Genomic DNA, 18,078 nt, shown 5'->3' with positions numbered 1-18,078 from the left:
TTCACTATTACCAAATGCAGCGATTGCATTTACTTTTTCCAAAGCCGGTCGTTTACTACCCGATCAATAACTTCATCGTGATAGCTGCGGCTAATCGGTATACGAAATGACTGCATGACGATTTCATTATTTTCAATGGACTCTATTTTAGGAATGGACACTATATATGATTTGTGTACGCGGATAAATTGCTGACCGTCCAACTTCTCCTCAATACTTTTCAGATACAACAACGTCATGTATTTACCTTTGGTGGTATAGATGGTGATGTAATTCTGCATCGCCTGTATATAGAGAATATCATTAAAGTAAATCCGTTCGTATTTATAGTCACATTTGATAAAAAAATAATCTGCAGTTAAAACGATTTTATCCGAAATCTCGGACACGGCAGGTCTGGAGAGAAGCTGATGATAATCTTTAGCTTTGGTAACGGCTTTAAAAAAGCGACTGAACGTAATTGGTTTAACCAGATAATCCAACACATCGAGTTGAAATCCTTCCAGCGCATAACTCGGATAAGCTGTGGTAATGATAACCATGGGTGGGTTTTGAACCATCTTTAGAAACTCTATACCGCTGATGATGGGCATTTGTATATCCAGGAAGATTAAATCTATAGCTTGCTCATCCAGCAATCGCGTCAGATCAACAGGATTACTGCCTGTTCCCGCAAGGGTCAAAAAATCAACTTCCTGTATATAGTTTGTAATGCACTCGCGGGCCAGCGGTTCGTCATCAATCGCTACACATTTTAACATCATGTTATATACTTTAAAAACGAAATTAATTCTCTCTACCGGACTGGCATTGGTACTGGCTCCGAAGCCTTTTGTTTGTGGAGATCCAGCCGGAGCGTTACCTCAAACTGTTCACTATCTTTTTGTATTTGCAATTCATGCCCTTCCGGATAAATCAAATCGAGTCTTCGCTTTACATTTTTAAGTCCTATACCACTATACGCCATAAGCTCAGAAGAATTATTGATCACTGAAATGCTATTCGTGATAGTAAAGTATAATTGCTGTTTATCAAAACGAAGATTCATCCGGATCCAGTTCGTCTGGTCTTTCCGTTGTGATACATGCTTAAAAGCATTCTCGATAAACGGCATCAGTACAAAGGGCGCAATACTCAGATCACCAGAATACGGCTGCTCGAATTGAATCGTTAACTTAAAGTTACCATCATCTTGTCGCAGCTTCTCCAACTCAATAAAATTCTCCAGGTAAGTCAACTCTTGCTCCAACGGAATTTGCTGTTCGTTACATTCATATAGCTGGTAACGCAGTAAGTCAGAAAATTTAGCGAGCGACTCAGAAGCCATCACCGGGTTCTTATGAATTAAAACAAAAATTGAATTTATAGTATTGAAAAGAAAATGAGGATTGAACTGAGACTTCAGAAATTTCAATTCAGTCTCCAACTTTTCTTTCTCCAATGATTGTTCTCTTCTCCGGGCCTTGATCCAGTTCTTGGTTAACTTCACACTCATCCCCAACGTCATACTGGCAACTGTAGAAGGGAACGTGTTCATCTGAAAAAAGAAAGCGTAATTCTCAGGATCAACGTTATATAGTTCTTTCAACGTATAACCAGACAACCAGGCGCTCACATAATATCCAGGAACAATAAGTATAGCCGTGCAAAGCATCGTTAGTACCAGTAAACCTATATACTGAACATAACGCCCTTTCTCAAGAAATCGAGGTATAAGAAAATACAAATTGAAGTATACACCTATTGCCTGAAAGACTACATAAAAGAAAAATTTTACAGAGTATGGAGAGTATAAAATGTTATTGGCTGTTTGCGAGAAACTGCCGATGGTGAGCGTCCACCACATGACATGGTAGGTAAACCAAAAGGGTAAGTGATAAAGCTTATACTTCCAAAACCAGTTATACCTTGATTGCTTGATAACCGGGAAAACGCTTACGTCATTGAGCTTTCGGAAATCGCCCATCAGAGACTTCACCATACCTTAAGGTATGAAAAAATCCAGTGCGAGTTACCATCCTGAATATGACCGGCAACAAATAATTGATCAACGCAGTGTTAAGATTGCTGAATGCACAACGGCTCTTGCCGGAATGTCGCTCCAGCTATATAGTATGAATATGGCCCATCGGGTCGCAAACGAAGAATCAGGAATTCAAAAAAAATAAGATATATTGATTCGTAAAACCTGACACGAAATGAGTAAGCATTCAAAGATCACGAAATTAACCAGCATGAACGATGGTGATTATGGTATATGGAGAAGAAGAGAATTTATCTCTACTGTCACAAAGGCGATCAGCGCCTCAGCACTCTTCATGGCACCTGTTACAGGATTCACCCGCCCTATAGATCAGCCCTCACCTCCACTCACGGTGCAACAGGTAATTGACTTGATCCTAAAAGAAATACCACGCTTGCCAATTTCAGGAACGGTGGACACATTAAAATCCGGAATTCCAGATCAACTGGTAACGGGTATAGTAACAACAAGTTTTGCAACGATACCCGTCATTGAAAAAGCAATCGCGCTGAACGCTAACTTCATCATTGCACATGAGCCCACGTTCTACAATCACCGTGACGATACCGACTGGCTGGAGAAAGACGAAGTATATCAGTATAAATATAGCCTGCTAAAAAAACACAACATTGCCGTTTGGCGCTTTCATGATTATTGGCATTCTCATCGTCCGGATGGCGTGCAAATGGGTGTACTCACAACCTTGGGTTGGGAAAAATATGCAGACCCGGAAGAACTTCACGTGATCAACCTTCCACCTACATCACTTCAACAAATTGTAACGCATGTAAAATCAAAACTCGGTATACACACCGTGCGCGTAATGGGCAACCCTGCACAGGAATGCAAGCGCATTTTATTATTACCAGGAGCACCGGGTGGACGAAGGCAAATTGATGCACTGCAACAAGTGAAACCGGATGTATTGATTGGTGGAGAACTGAGTGAATGGGAAACCAGTGAGTATATGCGCGACTTGCAATCTATAGGTATAAAGCGATCTCTTATTGTTTTGGGGCATGCTGTGAGCGAAGAGCCCGGTATGCAGTGGCTGGTGCCCTGGCTGCAACCAAAAGTTCCGGGCCTCACCATTACACATGTGCCGGCCCGAAACCCTTTTACGTTTATGTAAAAGTATATCTATACTATAGCCATCTGAAAATCTAAATGGCTATATACTTTATTAAGCTTCTTCCTGTTGAAGTTCGAGTTGGTTGATCGCAATCAGGTTGACATCAAACTTTTGCACGATCATGCGCATGATGGGGTCATTCTTGATTTTCTTTATAATGCGATCTGTCTGATCTTCATTATAGCCCATCACCATCTGGTCTACCAGGTGAAGATGTTTTACTGCATAGAAGAATCCTGCTATAACATACGGCCCAAAGGGTGTTTGCGGTATATCGAATGAACTTCCGGTGATATTAAAAACTGTATTGGGCAAGTAATCTCCGGTATGTTGAATGTTTTTATGACGCATATAGTAGTTCGCTGCCAACAACCGTGACGACATACGCGGATCGCTCATACAAAGCAACCCTGCAAGCGGTTTTTGTTTTGCCGACTGATTGATCAGCATCTCTTTTGCACTCCTGTCATTTTGAGTATGCTTGCGTATTTCGGTTTGCACGGTATCCCAGTACGGAACAGACGGATCACCGTCATCCACGCGGATCAGTGAATGTATAGCGTAGTCCATGATACCACAAGTAATCTGTATACGAAGCATTTTCAATTCCGGGTCGACCGCTATAGCTTTCTCCAACACCGTACGCTGATGACGCGGATGTGTGCGAAGTAAATCTATACTCTTGATCCAGTCGCCTGCGAGATAGCCATCGTATGCATAATATTCCTGTAGCAGGTATTTAATCTTTGTGTCGTTGTCAACTACCACAGCACGACCTTTGATGGTGATCACCGGTTTTTCTTCCACAATCATCTGCTCAATCTCGATGCCCACACCGGAAGCACCCAGCATACCGCAGTTCAACGGAGAACCTTCCACTATCTTAAGGTCATGAACGTGACTGATATAGTGATCATTGGAATCTTCGGTAAGGTGACCATGCGTCTGTATATGTATATAATAGCTGATCGGCAACAACGGGTCTGATGCTCGCTGCGCCTGCTCGATCGTCCGTTTGATATCCATTACTATATCGGGCGTTACAAAGGAGCCTGCTGCACGGATAACGTGCAGCTCCACCTCGATGCTCATATCGCGGAATTCCGCTGTAACCTTATCAATCGCATCCAATTGTACCTGGCTCAGGTCACGTGCGTCTGCACAACCAATAAGAATATGTACTTGCTTTTCTGTCATGAAATATAAATGAATTAATTATTGCTTATAAATTATCAATCATCAAAATGTATTACCGTATAACGCTGTCAGATCATTTATGTTTGATCTCAATCAGGTCGGTCATGACCCTGAAAGCTTCTGCTAAATAAATATCTTTTCTGAGATTTCTAATCCAGGTGGCGTTAAACTTATTGCTATAGTCATCGACCACCATCCGTTGCTGATCTAAAGAACTGTTGATAACCTCATAATTTCCGGCCCGCTGGTCCAGCAATTTTTCCAATGCCGCATAGCGTGCTTCATGATCTTTATTTTCCTTACTGAAGAACTCCCAAGACAACAGTAAAGGCTGATTCTTCTTTTTCAATTCATCTGTAAGCCATTGAAGACTTTTTACAACGTGTTGAAATGATTCTGTACTCCGGATGCGTGTCTCACTGTTTCGTTTTATAGTGCGCAACGGCAATGCCGACAAAGGTCTATAGCTTGCTTTGCGGGGAAGAGAATCGTTGGGTAATGCGAATGGCAAATCGGATTCACGGATCATCAGCGCATCGAGCATATCCGGAAGCAAAACATCTGGACGTATACCTTTACCCTGCACCGCTTTTCCGGTAACGCGGTATATCTTATCGGTAGTGATGCTGGCATATCCTTGTCCCTGGAGTGTTTGCAATGACGGTGCTCCCTGAGCAGAATCCAATGGAAAGAAATTCTGTGCAGTCGCTTTTCCAAACGTGCGGCTCCCAACAATCACAGCACGATTATAGTCCTGTAAAACAGCTGCGAGAAATTCTGAAGCTGATGCACTCTGGCCGTTCACCATCAGTATCAGCGGCCCATCGTAAATCGTTCCGCGAGTCATATCTTTTAGTATAATCGCATTCGGATCTTTGCCCTTCAAAAATCCCAGTGGGCCTTCATCAATAAAAATTCCAGCCATCGCTGCAGCCTCTTGTAAGGAACCTCCTCCGTTATAGCGTACATCTATAATAAGCCCATCTATGTTTTCCTTTTTCAGTTTGATAATTTCCTTCGCTACATCTTCCGCACAGTGTGTGCCCTCGCTGTCATCGCCCCATTGTGTATAAAAATCAGGAAGCGATATATAGCCTATAGTATACTTGTCTTTGAGTAAATAGCTTCTGGCATAATTCTCTTCCAGCGAGATTTTTTCTTTTCGAAGCGTAACGGAAGTCGTGAGGCCGCTGGGCTTGCGCACCGTAAATTTCATTGACTGATGATTGTTATCGGCCAGTATTTCATTTGCTTCTTCCAATGATATACCCGTTACATCGATAGGCTCCTGCCCTTCCCATGTAAGATTGATCAGTACATCTGAAGTTTGGAGTTCACCCGACTTCCACGCAGAGCCACCCGGAGCCAATGCCGTTATGAACACATCGCCACGTTCGTTCTCATCGAGGGTTACACCAAAATAATATCCTTCCGTGCTAAGTGATGACAAAAAATTCTCCATGCCCGTGATCGGCATATAGGTTGTATGCGGATCGAATACAGATGCTATACATTGAAAGTACGCAGCCGTTATATAGGCGTCAAAACCGGAAGGATGATTCAGTACTCTTTTAATGGAACGGAGTTCGTACGATTTTACACGAAGGCGTACTTCGGGTTCATAGCGGGCAAAGAGATCTGCGTCACTTTCGTTATAGCCTTTTTGTCGATCGGTGAGCCTGTCTAGTATCTGATACTTCAGCCAGCGCTTCCATCGCACAATGCGTTCGGGTTCATCGTATGCCCAGTGCGTTGTGTCATACTCAAGGTATTCATTCGTGGTACTAACCAATGGTGCATTCGTTTGTTTTATCACAATCTCCTCCGTATTCAACAAACATTTCTGATACAGTGGTATAATTTCATTTAGAAAATTCCAGCCATCACCATTCAGCTCATCATCTAAAAGTGTTTTATACTTTACCAGTGATTTTAAATCGGCCTCGCTGAAAATTAGTTTATCCGGATCAATCGTTTCAAGAAAGACCTTGAACACATCAGCGGAGAATTTATCATTGATGGCGCGTGGTTGCAAATGTTGCTCTTGCAATATGCGGGTGAGTAACCGTGCTTCTTTTCCAGGATCAGGCGATCGCTGGGCATATATATCTGTCAGCGAACAAAGCGTAAAAAACAAGAATGAAAACCAGCGCATGATTTCAGAAAGATCAAGAAATAATGACTCCTATCAAATACCATATTTAGCGTCTAAAAAAATACTCTGCCCAATTATTAGTTCAAATGAAGATTTTTAAGTTATTTCAGCGGGATTGTAACCTGGGTTGATGAAGACATGCTTGATTTTTTAATAAAAACGAATACTCCGGAGGGCAGAGCGGAAGCATCACGAGTCATTGCCTTCCGTTACTACCTGCTCGCTGTCATTTTGTTTTTCGTATTCAGTATATGCTTTGAATTAATATTTGACTTCAGAAGTATATCCCTTCCTTACCTGGTCGTTCTTGCAGTAGCCCCTGCGTTGCTTCTCGCATTATCAATCAAAAAGGTGAGCCACAAACTCCTCGTGGTGATCAACGTTTTATTTTTACTGCTTGTCAATCAGGCACAGATCCTTTCCGATCCTACATTCTTTCATACCTGGGTTTTCTGGATCGGTCTTATTCCGTTATTACTCACCATGTTTACACGGTCATTCGAAACAATGTCGCTTACTTTTATTGTAATAGCGTTCATGGTGGCGAATGGAATCTACGTAAACACACATATAGGTTCCTATGATGTAACGATCTCTCCTGCTCAGTTTACAGCGGGCGGTGTACTCTTCACACTCATCACGGCAACGGTAGCCATACTGTTCAGCTATACACAGCATGCTATTAACAAACGACTGGTAAATCAGAACCTCACGCTTCAGTTGATGACGGTCGAGATCGAGGAACAAAACAAAATGCTGAAAGATCAGAATGAAGAGATCACCTCCATCAACAACCGGCTTGAAGAAGCTAATTTTCTATTGGAGGAACGTGTTGCAAAGCGAACACAGGAACTTGAAAATCATAATCAGCGACTTGCCGAATATGCTTTCATCAACTCTCATTTGCTACGGGGTCCCCTGTGTAGTATATTAGGATTGATCAATCTGTTGAATAAAACTTCGTTATCAGAAAATGAAAAAGAAATTCTCCGGCATCTGAAAGAATCCAGTCACAACCTCGATGACGTTGTCAGCAAGATCAGCAAAGCACTTACCGATGGCCCGGAGCTTGACCGTGAATTGATCCGGAAGCTGAAAGACTAACTATATTTTGATGGACCGCCACCACAAAGAAATTCTCAAAGCCATTCAGGTAAACGCTGGCCAGGGAACCGAGCATACGTTTCTGGATAGTTACCTTGGCAATGCACATCCCCGCTATGCCATCAGCGCTCCAGTGTTACGAACCATTGCCAAAGAATGGATGCGCAGCCATCGCGACTTACCCGTGGATGCATTTGCTAAACTTCTCACGAGTCTGATTGGAGGTAAATCTTCTACCGAGAAATGGATGGCCGGTATGTTACTCGATTACTCCACACAAGACCAACGAACCTTTGATCCTAAACTATTCGACCAGTGGCTCGATCATTTAATTGGCTGGGCAGAAGTTGATGCCGTTTGCACGGGAACCTATACCTCTACAGAGATCTCTCGTAACTGGAAAAAATGGGCCTCGTTACTTTCCAAATTTTCAAAGAGTAAAAACATTCAGAAGCGCAGGGCATCACTCGTATTACTTTGCTCTCCATTGAGCAAGCATGCCGATGAAAGACTAGCCGCTATAGCAATCGAGAATATAGATCGGTTAAAAGCTGAAAAAGAAATACTGATCACCAAAGCTATATCGTGGCTTCTGAGAAGCATGGTGAAGCATCATCGAAAATTAGTAGAAGACTATATCTACGAGTATAAAAATACACTTCCACGTATAGCAGTACGCGAAACACAAGTGAAGCTAAGTACCGGAAGAAAAACAAAAGCAAAAGATTAAGTCAGTCATGAACCACGACTGACTTAATCTAAAGTCTATTTCGTAAACTCTATAACATCTGCGGTCAGAATCACTTTATTGATTACCACAGCAGGAATAAAACCGGGATATATACTGGTTTTATAGTCTACAGAGATATTAGCAAGCACTTGTGTAGGAGTAAGATTAGCTTTTGCAATAAGATCTTTTTTCGCTTCTGCTACTAAAGCCTCTTTCTTCAACCCACCGAAGCCAAGCACCAACTTGGTTTGCGCACTGCCGGTTGCAGTACTCACTACACGAAAGTTAGCTTGATTCAACGAAACATTACTGGTAAGTGTACCCACATGAGCAGCACAACTGGAGAGCAACACCATGGCCGCTACTACCATCAACTGGTTAATTTTCATATACTTTGTTTTATGGTTTGTTAAGACTCTGTTTTAACATTCATTGTATTCAACAAGACCACCTGCAAAGTGTTTTGATTTCTTCGTTTATTTTTTTCCAGCGATAAGAAATAAGAAAAAAGAACATGGTTAAGTCAGCCTCAAAAAAATGCATGAGATACCTCTCCCGCTACGCCGCAGGTTCCTGCAGATATAGACTGCTGGGTGTATAACCTTAATTGCCTATACATTGTTTAAAACAAAAAACCCTTTGAAAAAGGGTTTCTAAGGTCAATGATTGAAGAAGCGCAAACAGAGAGCACTATTTATCGGACCTTGCCTCAAGGCCCCAGTTTGTAAAACCAGTTTTATCAGTGTAGTGCTGTTGTAAAAGGAGAACAACATTTTCGATAATGCTTTTCACATCGCGTTCTTCCCTTCCTAATGTATTATGCTTGCCTAAAAGAAAATCGCGTTCAGCAAATGCTTCACGCATCAAGCGCTCGTATTTAAGACCTTGGTCATGTCGTGATTTAGCAGAGCTGATCCGGTAGTTGAGATCTGCAATGAGCTGTGGTTTCACCGGGCTCTGCGGTCCTTCCTGCGAATGTTGTTGTATTATTTTTTCAGCGAGGTAGATCAATGCTTCAGCTTGTTCCGGAATAGTAAAAGATTCATGTGCTTGTGCTGTGGAGTATTGTTCGTTACCATCCATAAACAATCATATTAGTAGTTGTCATTTGCATCAACCTCTGCAGATTCGATGTATACTTTTAAAGTACGGGTATCTGTAAATATATCAAGCAGCCTTCTCCGGTAATCAATCGTTCTGCCTGGTCTTACCGATTCGTTGATCACAAGCTTTGTAGTTTTTACATTTCCACCCGGCTGTGAATACGTAACACTAAGCACTATATTTTTAAAGGCTGCCAGCGATGCCGAGTTCGTAATCTTCCCCTCTATAACAGATTGATTGATCTGATTTTTTCGCCAGCTATAGCTCGTTGTAAGATGAAGAGCACTGTTGCGCTTTTCATTTTCGTATTGTGGATTATTCAATTTACGCCACGCTGCAAATTGCATGTTGTGGCTTTTTGATTTTGTAATTGTTTTTTGTTGATGACGGAAGGTTGCCTGTTCACGTGGTGTCAACATGATAGATTCATCTGCTTTAACATTACGTGCTGCGAAATGTACTTTACCTTCTGCAACGGTAAGGGTAGTGGTGCTGTCTTCCGCTTTTATGTTAAAGGAAGTACCCAACACTACGGTGGAAGTAGCGTTGGTGGTCACTTCAAAAGGATGGGCAGTATCCGGACGCACCTGGAAATACCCCTCACCTTCAAGTACTATACTTCGCTTCCCTGTAAAATTTCCAGAGTATAGAATGCGGCTGTTTGTATTCAGCCACACCCGGCTGCTGTCCGGTAAATATAGTGTCATCACTTCATTGCCGGATGCAATCACATTTTCATCTCCTTGCTTAACTGATATATAGGCGTAAACGGCTATCGCGGTGAATGCTATACTGGCAGCAATCTTCCATGCCATTGATCCTGTAAAAAGAGATACAACTTTATTCTTCTCTTGACGCTCCGCCTCTATGTGTGACTGTAGCTTTACCAACTCTTCTTCCGTTGCCGGATCGTTCAATTGAAGTTTTAATCCGGAACTCTCCCATACCTTGCGCGCTTCCTCCAAAAGGAAGCGGTTACTATCCGAACTTTGGAGCCAGGATTCGAAAGCCTTTTTATCCGCTTCCGAAAGATCACCTGACAAGTACGCAGATATTCTTTCCCAATGTTGGTTGTCGATAGTCATAGAGAGGGTCTATTTTTTATATTATACCTTCACCTCTTTGCACGTGCTGTTGGTTTTAGGCGTATGCTTAACATACGTGGCACATGTATAGGATGAGCAGGCAGATAATGTAACAAGTACAAAAAGGATCAAGCCAATGACAGTTCTCATACGTACAGGGATTAAAGTGTTATAAATTTCATTCTTATACCCCTATAGCACATAACCCCGGGTCTTACCCCCAAAAGATTTAAAAAAAAATTAACGCATCATCAAAGCATAGAGCCCCATGCCAATGGCCGCCAGCAACGCCAGGAATTCCGGTGAAAGAAACGGTTTCAGTTCATTTCTGAGCTTTTCCAATGCAATGCCCATTTGGTTTTCCACGGTCTTGATCGATAGTCCCAGTGTATCAGCAATTTCCTGATACTTAAGTCCTTCATGGCGACTCAGTATATAGATCGCCTTGCATTTTGGTGGAAGCTTATCGATCGCCTGCCGGGCACGAATCTCAAGCTCCTTATATTCTACACGTTCGGTTCCCGGAAAAGTCTGTAGTATACCAAGCCCACTATAATCCTCTAAGGGTAATACGCGTTTATGCGAGCGTACATAGTTATAGGCGGTATGGGCGGTTGCCTTGAATAAGTAATGCTTGATCTGATCCCCAAAGGTGAGTTTTTCCCGATTGCCCCATAATTTTATAAAAACTTCTTGCACAATATCTTTGGCAGCGTCCTTGTCGACTACAATATTATAGGCAAGATCGCACAAGCTTTTATGATGCAGCCGAAACAAGTGTCCAAAATCATCCTGAGGAAGTTTCTCCATGGAAGTGAATAATCTTTAAAGCTCAACAAAGTAAACATAGGAAAATTCCGCGTAGCTAGGCTGCAACGCACTGTCCAATGAAAATATTTTTCAATTGCATTTGGGGGTGAAGCGGGAAATGTGTGCTTTACTAGAAATCACCGGGAGCACAAAGATGAAACAAGTGCTGAAGCATGCTCTGCTGGTTTTAACATTAAACATTTAATCAAGTACTGAACCATGAAAGAACAAATCCGCAGAATGTCCTGGATTTTTATGCTGTTGCTCGTTTTATCAAGCGCATGCAAAACCGTTATAGTCAACAATAATAAAAAAGTCCCGCCCGGCCAAATGAAAAAAGCCACCGGAAGTAAGTCAGCAAAACCATACGCTCCCGGACAACAGAAAAAAGGAAAGCACTAGGCTTGGAGATTCGTACCAATGATGTAGTACCATCGGTTGGTATATATATTGGAAGAAGTACATCCAAAGGTATTTTCACTTTTTGGATGTACTTCTTTTTATTCATGCCGTAACGAATCTACCGGGTTGGTAAGTGCCGCTTTCATGATCTGTACACTCACTGCCAGGAACGCGAGAAAAGTTACAACACAAACCGGCAAAATAAACAGCCACCAGCTTATCGCTGCCTTGTAAGCAAAATTCTCCAGCCAGAGGTTGAGTATATAATACGAAAGCGGTAGTCCTATAGCGCTGGCGATCATCAAGAGCTTGATATAGTCTTTCGAGAAAAGCATAATAATATTCTCTACCGATGCACCCAGAACTTTACGCACGCCAATTTCTTTGATGCGTACCGTGATCGTATAAGAGACTAATCCAAACAAACCAAGACAAGATATAGCAATGGAGAAGAATGCGAATACAGTGAAGATCTTGCTGAACTGTGCATCTGCTTTATACTGATTGTTCACATGCGAATCCAAGAACGAATATGCAAATGGGTTTTCAGGATATACCGTCTTCCATTGTTGTTCCAAATCCTGAATGATCTGATCCAAAGCCAATGCATTAGCCGGTGAAAGGCGTACCGATATATATAGTGCTCCGGAAGTAGAGTTGCGTAGAAGCATCGGTTCAAAATTTGTCTTCAATGACTTGTGATGATAGTTCTCGATCACACCTACTACTTCGCGTATTCTTCCCTGGTAATTTACTTTCTTGCCTACAATATCATCCGGATTGCTATATCCGAAATGTTCGGCAGCCTTCCGGTTGATCAGCATCAAACTATCCTTCCGGGAAACAGCCGTTGCAAAAGGTATATTTCTTCCCGCGATCAGCTTCATATCAAACACCTTTATAAAGTCTTCATCTATTCTGAAAGACAAAAACGAAAGCCTCTGCTCCTGTTTATCCTGCAACCGAATGGAGCCATGCGAATCTAAATCATTGGAGAGCTTACCGGGAAGCGCAGAAGAAATCGTTACATGTTCAACCCCTGGATATTTAAGTGCCTGTTGTTTAAAAAACTGATAGCGGTTAAAAAATATAGAGTCATTTGTAACGGTACTCGGTGCATTGATGATTAACGTTTTGTCGGTATTGAATCCCAAGTCTTTGGTTCGTAGAAAATGCATTTGATTCATGATGATCACAGTGCCGGTGATCAGTCCCACCGACATGACAAACTGAAATACCACCAGACTTTGTCTCAACCCGGATTTACCACGGGCTATACTTCCCGAAGAGGATTTAAGAATGTGCAATGGTCTGAACGATGAAAGGATAATCGCTGGATATAGCCCGGACATGACACTTCCTATTATATAAAGAACTGCCAGTATCTTTACAAACCCCATATCTCTGATAATGGAAAACTCAAGCGGTTTTTCAAGTAACGCGCTTACGAATGGGAGGCTGATCTGCACGATACCAATGGCGAGTATAAAAGCGATCAGGTTAATATAGAACGACTCAAAAAGAAATTGAACCATTACTTCGTTGCGACTCGCACCACTCACCTTGCGCATGCTCACCTCTTTGCCGCGTCCCTCGCCTCGTGCCGTAGACAGATTTATATAGTTGACCCAAGCAATGACTAAAATGATAATAGCAATTGCCGTTAAAAACTTTACAGCTTGTGCGCTTCCGTTAGGTTCCAGTTCAAATGAATGATTGGAATATAGATGTATACTTTCAAGTGGCTGTATCAACATCTTTTTATTGGTCTCTTTGCCCATGTATTTCGTTACAAAGCCAGGCATCTTCGCTTGCAATGCGTCCGGATTTGTATTGGGTCTGAGGCAGATATAGGTATAGAAGTCATTCCAGCCCCAGTTTTTCTCAAAGTCATTATGGCGCGCATACTCGGCCAATGAAATAAGAATGTTCCCTTGAAAGTGAGAGTTACCCGGAATGTTTTCCATAATACCGGTAACCTTCATAACATTACCATTATTGACCCGGATCATTTCATTTAGTGGACTGCGTTTCCACTGATCCATTTTTCCAAAGTAGCGTTCTGCACTTGTGCGTGAGAGTATAATAGAAGCTGGTTCTGCTAAAGCTGTTTTCGGATCACCTTCCAGGAGTTTAAAATCGAAGACGCTAAAAAAGGAAGAGTCTGCATAATATACTTTCTGTTCTTCGAATGCCTTTTCGTTATACTGCAGCACTACACGACCATATTCCGGAGATATACAGGTAGCACCTGTTACTTCCGGAAAATCATTTTTCAATGCTTCCGCTGCGGGCGCATAATTGGCTACATCCGTACTTGGCGCTTGCCCCGGATCATGAAACTCAATGATAACCCTATATATATCTTTACTTTTGGAATGGAAGCGATCATAGCTATTTTCATACTTGACATACTCCAGAATGATGATACACATTGCTAACCCTGCTGACAAACCCAGGATATTGATGATGGAATAGGTCTTGTTCCGAATCAGGCTTCGATAAATGACTTTGAAGTAATTACGAATCATACAGCTCGAATTTCCTTGCAACATACAAATTACCAACCAAGGTTGATGTTGCGTCTACAGCCTCCATTCCATGATTTTCAACAGCTCTGGAGAGAACAGATGTTCATCAGCGAATAAACATGTCCGATAAAGAACGACTATGCCACAACCAAGATTCCTAAGATTTTTCTGTGATTGATGTTAAAACGTCTTCCGCGATAGTTATAACCTATAGTCTGTGATTACACATCTCAGCTTCCCTCTCACCGAAAGTATATAGGCGTTAAAACAAACGCTGAAGTTTATTCTTGTATTCGGGATTTTCGTCAATTATAAAATCAACACACACTACATCTTCTCAACGCCCCAAGCCTCTGAAAATCAATTGCAAGATTAGCATTGAAGTAGTGTGGACGTACAATGAAAAAATCATGTAGAGTTGAAGGCGTATCACATGCAACGTTTTTAAAAACACATCCGCTTACATTTAATAACGTTTGCATTGAAATAAAATTTCACCACACAAGCGTTTAACCAATAATTTTCCTAAACCCAAATATATACTGTATGAAACGATAAACTATACCGCAATGGAATTGAGTGTTACTACAGTAAATGTATATACTTCATTCCGCTCCTTGTTCATGTTGGCACGCTGATCTTATTCATATATAGTAATCGAAGACTATAGCGATTACTGTCACCATAAATCATTTATCTGATATGAAAAATGTATACACAAGAATCGTCTGCGTTATCGCAGTTGTTTTATTGAGTTCAGTGGCGGCTCTGTCGCAATTCAAAGTAGTGGGATATTTTCCGTCATGGGCGGGTAACGTAAGTGACATTCAGTTCAGCAAACTCACCCACATCAACTATGCGTTCGTACTTCCTACAGCAACGGGTGGGCTGCAGGCCGTTGAAAATCCTTCAAAGCTTCAAAGTCTGGTTTCAAGTAGCCATGCAAATGGCGTAAAAGTTCTCATCGCTGTAGGCGGCTGGAACGATGGCAATGATAGCGGCTTTGAAAGCCTTGCGGCCAATCCAACGTATCGTACAAACTTTGTAAACAACCTGATCAACTTTGTTAATCAGTATAGTTTGGATGGCGTAGATATAGATTGGGAATATCCGGATGGCGGTGCTTCTTCCAATAATTACTCTTCGCTCATGCAGCAGTTAAGCACAGCCCTTCATAACAATGGTAAATTACTTACGGCTGCAGTGGTGGCAACGGGTGGTTCCAGCATTCAAAGCAATGTATTTGGCTATGTAGATTTTCTAAACCTGATGGCGTACGATGGTGGCGGCTCCAATCACTCCACGTACGACTATGCTGTACAATCCTTAAACTATTGGAAAGGACGAGGTCTTCCTTCAGCCAAAGCTATACTGGGTGTACCGTTCTATGGAAGGTCGTCCAGCGAGTATGTTGCATACAACACGCTACTAAGCCGAGGTGCCAGCGCCAATGCTGATTCGTTTCAGGGCATTGGTTACAACGGTATCCCTACCATAAAAGGTAAAACCAACCTGGCATTCGATCAGGGAGGCGGCATCATGATCTGGGAACTTTCGCAGGATGTTACCAACAGCAATTCTTTGTTGACAGCCATTGATCAGGTTGTTGATCAGCGTAACGGTGGTAATCCTCCTGGCAACACTGCTCCCATCGGCCAGACTATAACCTTGCGTGGCTTTAACAATTTATTTGTGAGCAGCGAAAATGGCACAGCACCCATGTGGTGTAATCGCACCACAGCACAAGCATGGGAACAATTTACAGTAGTGGATGCCGGTGGCGGCAAAGTTGCGTTGCGCAGCATGAGTAAGTATATATCTTCCGAAAATGGAGCAGCCCCTATAACCTGCAACCGTACTACAATTGGTGATTGGGAAAAATTCGATTGGGTGTTGACGGCTGATGGCAAGGTTGGTTTTCGGGGTAACAACGGACTTTTCATTTCTTCCGAGAATGGCGCGAATGCGATGACCTGTACGCGCACCAGTCTGGGCGGATGGGAAGCATTCAGTTTTGTATCGGTAAGTGGAGCACGCATCGCAGCCCCGGAAACTAAAGATATACCGGAAGAGCTTGCTCCAGGAAAAGACGGCATCGCGCTATATCCCAATCCATCCACAGCAGTGATCAACATTGAAGTCGCCAAGCCATCGCAGGTGGTGATCCGTGATTTCAACAGCGGACGCATTGTATATACCGGATCTATAGTCACTGCTATACAGGTAAACAATTTACCACCTGGACTATATACCGCCACGATCACTGACCACGACCAATCGCGCGTAAAGAAGATCGTGATCAAACCTTAATCAACCATCAACCAAATGTCATTTTAAATTCCATCAATATGAAAATTTCAACGTTAGTCTTCGTTGCTGCAGGTGTACTCATGTGTATACATAGCAGCGCGCAAACCTGGCAGCTAGAATGGTCTGATGAATTTACCAACAGTATAAGTCCTGCCTGGGGATTCGACATTGGCAATGGTACCAATGGTTGGGGAAACAACGAGCTTGAATACTACCGGAGAGAAAATGCCACGATTGAAAACGGTCAACTGGTGATTACTGCAAAACAGGAAAGCTTTGGAGGCTATAATTATACTTCATCGAAATTAACTACCGGCTCTACCGGCTATAACTGGAAATATGGTCGCATTGAAGCACGCATTCAGTTGCCCGCTTTTCAAGGTTCATGGCCTGCCTTCTGGATGCTGGGAACAAATATAGGAACGGTAGGATGGCCGGCTTGTGGTGAGATCGACATCATGGAACAAGTGAACACCAACAACACCACACATGGCACTATACATTGGGATAACAACGGCTATACATCGTATGGTGGTTCGGTTAATACTGCTGTTACAGGCTACCATGTATATGCTATAGAGTGGGATGCCAGCGCCATCAAATGGTTTGTAGACGGTGTGCAATTTCATGAAGCGAATATTCTGAACGGCATAAATGGCACTGCAGAATTTCACAATAATTTTTTCCTGATCCTGAATCTGGCGGTAGGTGGAAACTGGCCAGGCTTTACTGTGAACAATAGTGCGTTGCCTGCTAAGATGTATGTGGACTACGTACGAGTATATAAGCGCTCAACAACATCTACAACGGCACCGATCGGTAGTACGATATGGCTTCGGGGGAATAACAATAGTTATGTGAGTTCGGAAAACGGAACGGTTCCGATGATGTGCAACCGGACGTCCGTGCAAGGCTGGGAACAATTTACGGTGGTAGATGCCGGTGGTGGAAAGATCGCATTGCGCAGCATGAACAAATATGTTTCTTCCGAAAACGGAACAGCATCGATCACGTGCAACCGAACTACTATTGGCGATTGGGAAAAATTTGATTGGATACCTACAGCCGATGGAAAGGTTGGCTTACGCGGAAACAATGGCCGGTATATATCTTCGGAGAACGGTGTTAACCCGATGACCTGCACGCGTACAGCTATATCCGGATGGGAAGCCTTTAGTTTTGGTACCGGTGCAGGCGCACGAATGGAAGCCGCTTCAAGTGAAGAAATACAAGAGGCGATTGAAAACGAGAATGCACTCACTGTATTTCCAAATCCTTCCACGGGTACATTTACAATAAAAGTATCACAGCCATCTACGGTAAGCATTACCAGTGCATCCGGATTACAGATCCTTCGGTCGGAAGTACAGGATATACTCCCGGTTGCAAAAATACCCTCTGGCATTTATATCATCAGAATGAGCAATTCCAAACGGGTTATTACCAAAAAAGTAGTAGTAGAATAAGTTGCAGAATTTGTACTATACCAGGAGGC

General features: G+C 42.6%; 16 protein-coding genes. 7 read left to right on the top strand and 9 right to left on the bottom strand.

Going from position 1 to position 18,078, the window contains the following annotated elements; all coding sequences use genetic code 11:
* Positions 1-29 precede the first annotated feature (29 nt).
* Both B5Y40_RS03855 and B5Y40_RS03850 read right to left on the bottom strand, forming a co-directional pair.
* Positions 30-764, bottom strand: coding sequence for a LytR/AlgR family response regulator transcription factor (locus B5Y40_RS03855; protein ID WP_245840467.1), 735 nt, complete (start codon positions 762-764; stop codon positions 30-32).
* Positions 765-796: 32 nt separating this feature from the next.
* On the bottom strand, positions 797-1,981 hold the full coding sequence (locus tag B5Y40_RS03850) for a sensor histidine kinase (protein WP_245840466.1): 1,185 nt from the start codon (positions 1,979-1,981) through the stop codon (positions 797-799).
* Positions 1,982-1,991: 10 nt separating this feature from the next.
* Here B5Y40_RS03850 and B5Y40_RS29515 point away from each other — a divergent pair, with 10 nt between their 5' ends.
* Positions 1,992-2,168 (top strand): hypothetical protein, encoded by a 177-nt coding sequence (locus B5Y40_RS29515; protein WP_159453598.1) that lies wholly within the window; start codon positions 1,992-1,994, stop codon positions 2,166-2,168.
* A gap of 30 nt (positions 2,169-2,198) precedes the next feature.
* A complete protein-coding gene (locus B5Y40_RS03845) occupies positions 2,199-3,155 on the top strand; it encodes a Nif3-like dinuclear metal center hexameric protein (protein WP_245840465.1) in 957 nt (318 codons plus the stop codon).
* Positions 3,156-3,206: 51 nt separating this feature from the next.
* Here B5Y40_RS03845 and B5Y40_RS03840 read toward each other — a convergent pair whose 3' ends face one another.
* Both B5Y40_RS03840 and B5Y40_RS03835 read right to left on the bottom strand, forming a co-directional pair.
* Positions 3,207-4,352 carry a hypothetical protein gene (locus B5Y40_RS03840; protein WP_079685376.1) on the bottom strand — a complete coding sequence of 382 codons (1,146 nt, stop codon included), beginning with the start codon at positions 4,350-4,352 and terminating at the stop codon, positions 3,207-3,209.
* 73 nt (positions 4,353-4,425) lie between these two features.
* Positions 4,426-6,507, bottom strand: coding sequence for a carboxy terminal-processing peptidase (locus tag B5Y40_RS03835; protein ID WP_079685375.1), 2,082 nt, complete (start codon positions 6,505-6,507; stop codon positions 4,426-4,428).
* 138 nt (positions 6,508-6,645) lie between these two features.
* On the opposite strand from B5Y40_RS03835, the gene B5Y40_RS03830 reads away from it, so the two are divergent.
* Both B5Y40_RS03830 and B5Y40_RS03825 read left to right on the top strand, forming a co-directional pair.
* Positions 6,646-7,611 carry a coiled-coil domain-containing protein gene (locus B5Y40_RS03830; protein ID WP_079685374.1) on the top strand — a complete coding sequence of 322 codons (966 nt, stop codon included), beginning with the start codon at positions 6,646-6,648 and terminating at the stop codon, positions 7,609-7,611.
* A gap of 10 nt (positions 7,612-7,621) precedes the next feature.
* Positions 7,622-8,341, top strand: a complete 720-nt coding sequence (locus B5Y40_RS03825) for a DNA alkylation repair protein (RefSeq protein WP_079685373.1) — start codon at positions 7,622-7,624, stop codon at positions 8,339-8,341.
* A 35-nt stretch (positions 8,342-8,376) separates the two neighbouring features.
* Here the strand turns inward: B5Y40_RS03825 and B5Y40_RS03820 are convergent, their stop codons facing one another.
* The 4 genes from B5Y40_RS03820 to B5Y40_RS03805 form a co-directional block, all read right to left on the bottom strand.
* Complete coding sequence (locus tag B5Y40_RS03820; protein WP_079685372.1) at positions 8,377-8,730, bottom strand: DUF6567 family protein; 354 nt, start codon at positions 8,728-8,730, stop codon at positions 8,377-8,379.
* A 301-nt stretch (positions 8,731-9,031) separates the two neighbouring features.
* On the bottom strand, positions 9,032-9,424 hold the full coding sequence (locus B5Y40_RS03815) for a hypothetical protein (RefSeq protein ID WP_079685371.1): 393 nt from the start codon (positions 9,422-9,424) through the stop codon (positions 9,032-9,034).
* Positions 9,425-9,435: 11 nt separating this feature from the next.
* Positions 9,436-10,530: a FecR domain-containing protein gene (locus tag B5Y40_RS03810; RefSeq protein WP_079685370.1), complete on the bottom strand. Its 1,095-nt coding sequence runs from the start codon at positions 10,528-10,530 to the stop codon at positions 9,436-9,438.
* Between the two features lie 240 nt (positions 10,531-10,770).
* Complete coding sequence (locus B5Y40_RS03805; RefSeq protein WP_079685369.1) at positions 10,771-11,340, bottom strand: RNA polymerase sigma-70 factor; 570 nt, start codon at positions 11,338-11,340, stop codon at positions 10,771-10,773.
* Positions 11,341-11,559: 219 nt separating this feature from the next.
* Between B5Y40_RS03805 and B5Y40_RS29810 the strand changes: the two genes are divergently transcribed.
* On the top strand, positions 11,560-11,742 hold the full coding sequence (locus B5Y40_RS29810) for a hypothetical protein (RefSeq protein ID WP_079685368.1): 183 nt from the start codon (positions 11,560-11,562) through the stop codon (positions 11,740-11,742).
* A 98-nt stretch (positions 11,743-11,840) separates the two neighbouring features.
* Here the strand turns inward: B5Y40_RS29810 and B5Y40_RS03795 are convergent, their stop codons facing one another.
* Positions 11,841-14,273, bottom strand: a complete 2,433-nt coding sequence (locus B5Y40_RS03795) for an ABC transporter permease (RefSeq protein WP_159453597.1) — start codon at positions 14,271-14,273, stop codon at positions 11,841-11,843.
* Between the two features lie 702 nt (positions 14,274-14,975).
* Here B5Y40_RS03795 and B5Y40_RS03790 point away from each other — a divergent pair.
* Both B5Y40_RS03790 and B5Y40_RS03785 read left to right on the top strand, forming a co-directional pair.
* Entirely contained in the window at positions 14,976-16,583 is a 1,608-nt protein-coding gene (locus B5Y40_RS03790) for a glycosyl hydrolase family 18 protein (protein ID WP_079685366.1), read from the top strand.
* A 38-nt stretch (positions 16,584-16,621) separates the two neighbouring features.
* Positions 16,622-18,049 carry a family 16 glycosylhydrolase gene (locus tag B5Y40_RS03785; RefSeq protein ID WP_079685365.1) on the top strand — a complete coding sequence of 476 codons (1,428 nt, stop codon included), beginning with the start codon at positions 16,622-16,624 and terminating at the stop codon, positions 18,047-18,049.
* The last annotated feature ends 29 nt before the right edge of the window (positions 18,050-18,078 follow it).

Source organism: Ohtaekwangia koreensis, assembly GCF_900167975.1.
GTDB lineage: Bacteria > Bacteroidota > Bacteroidia > Cytophagales > Cyclobacteriaceae > Ohtaekwangia > Ohtaekwangia koreensis.
This window is presented reverse-complemented; position numbering and strand designations above follow the sequence as displayed.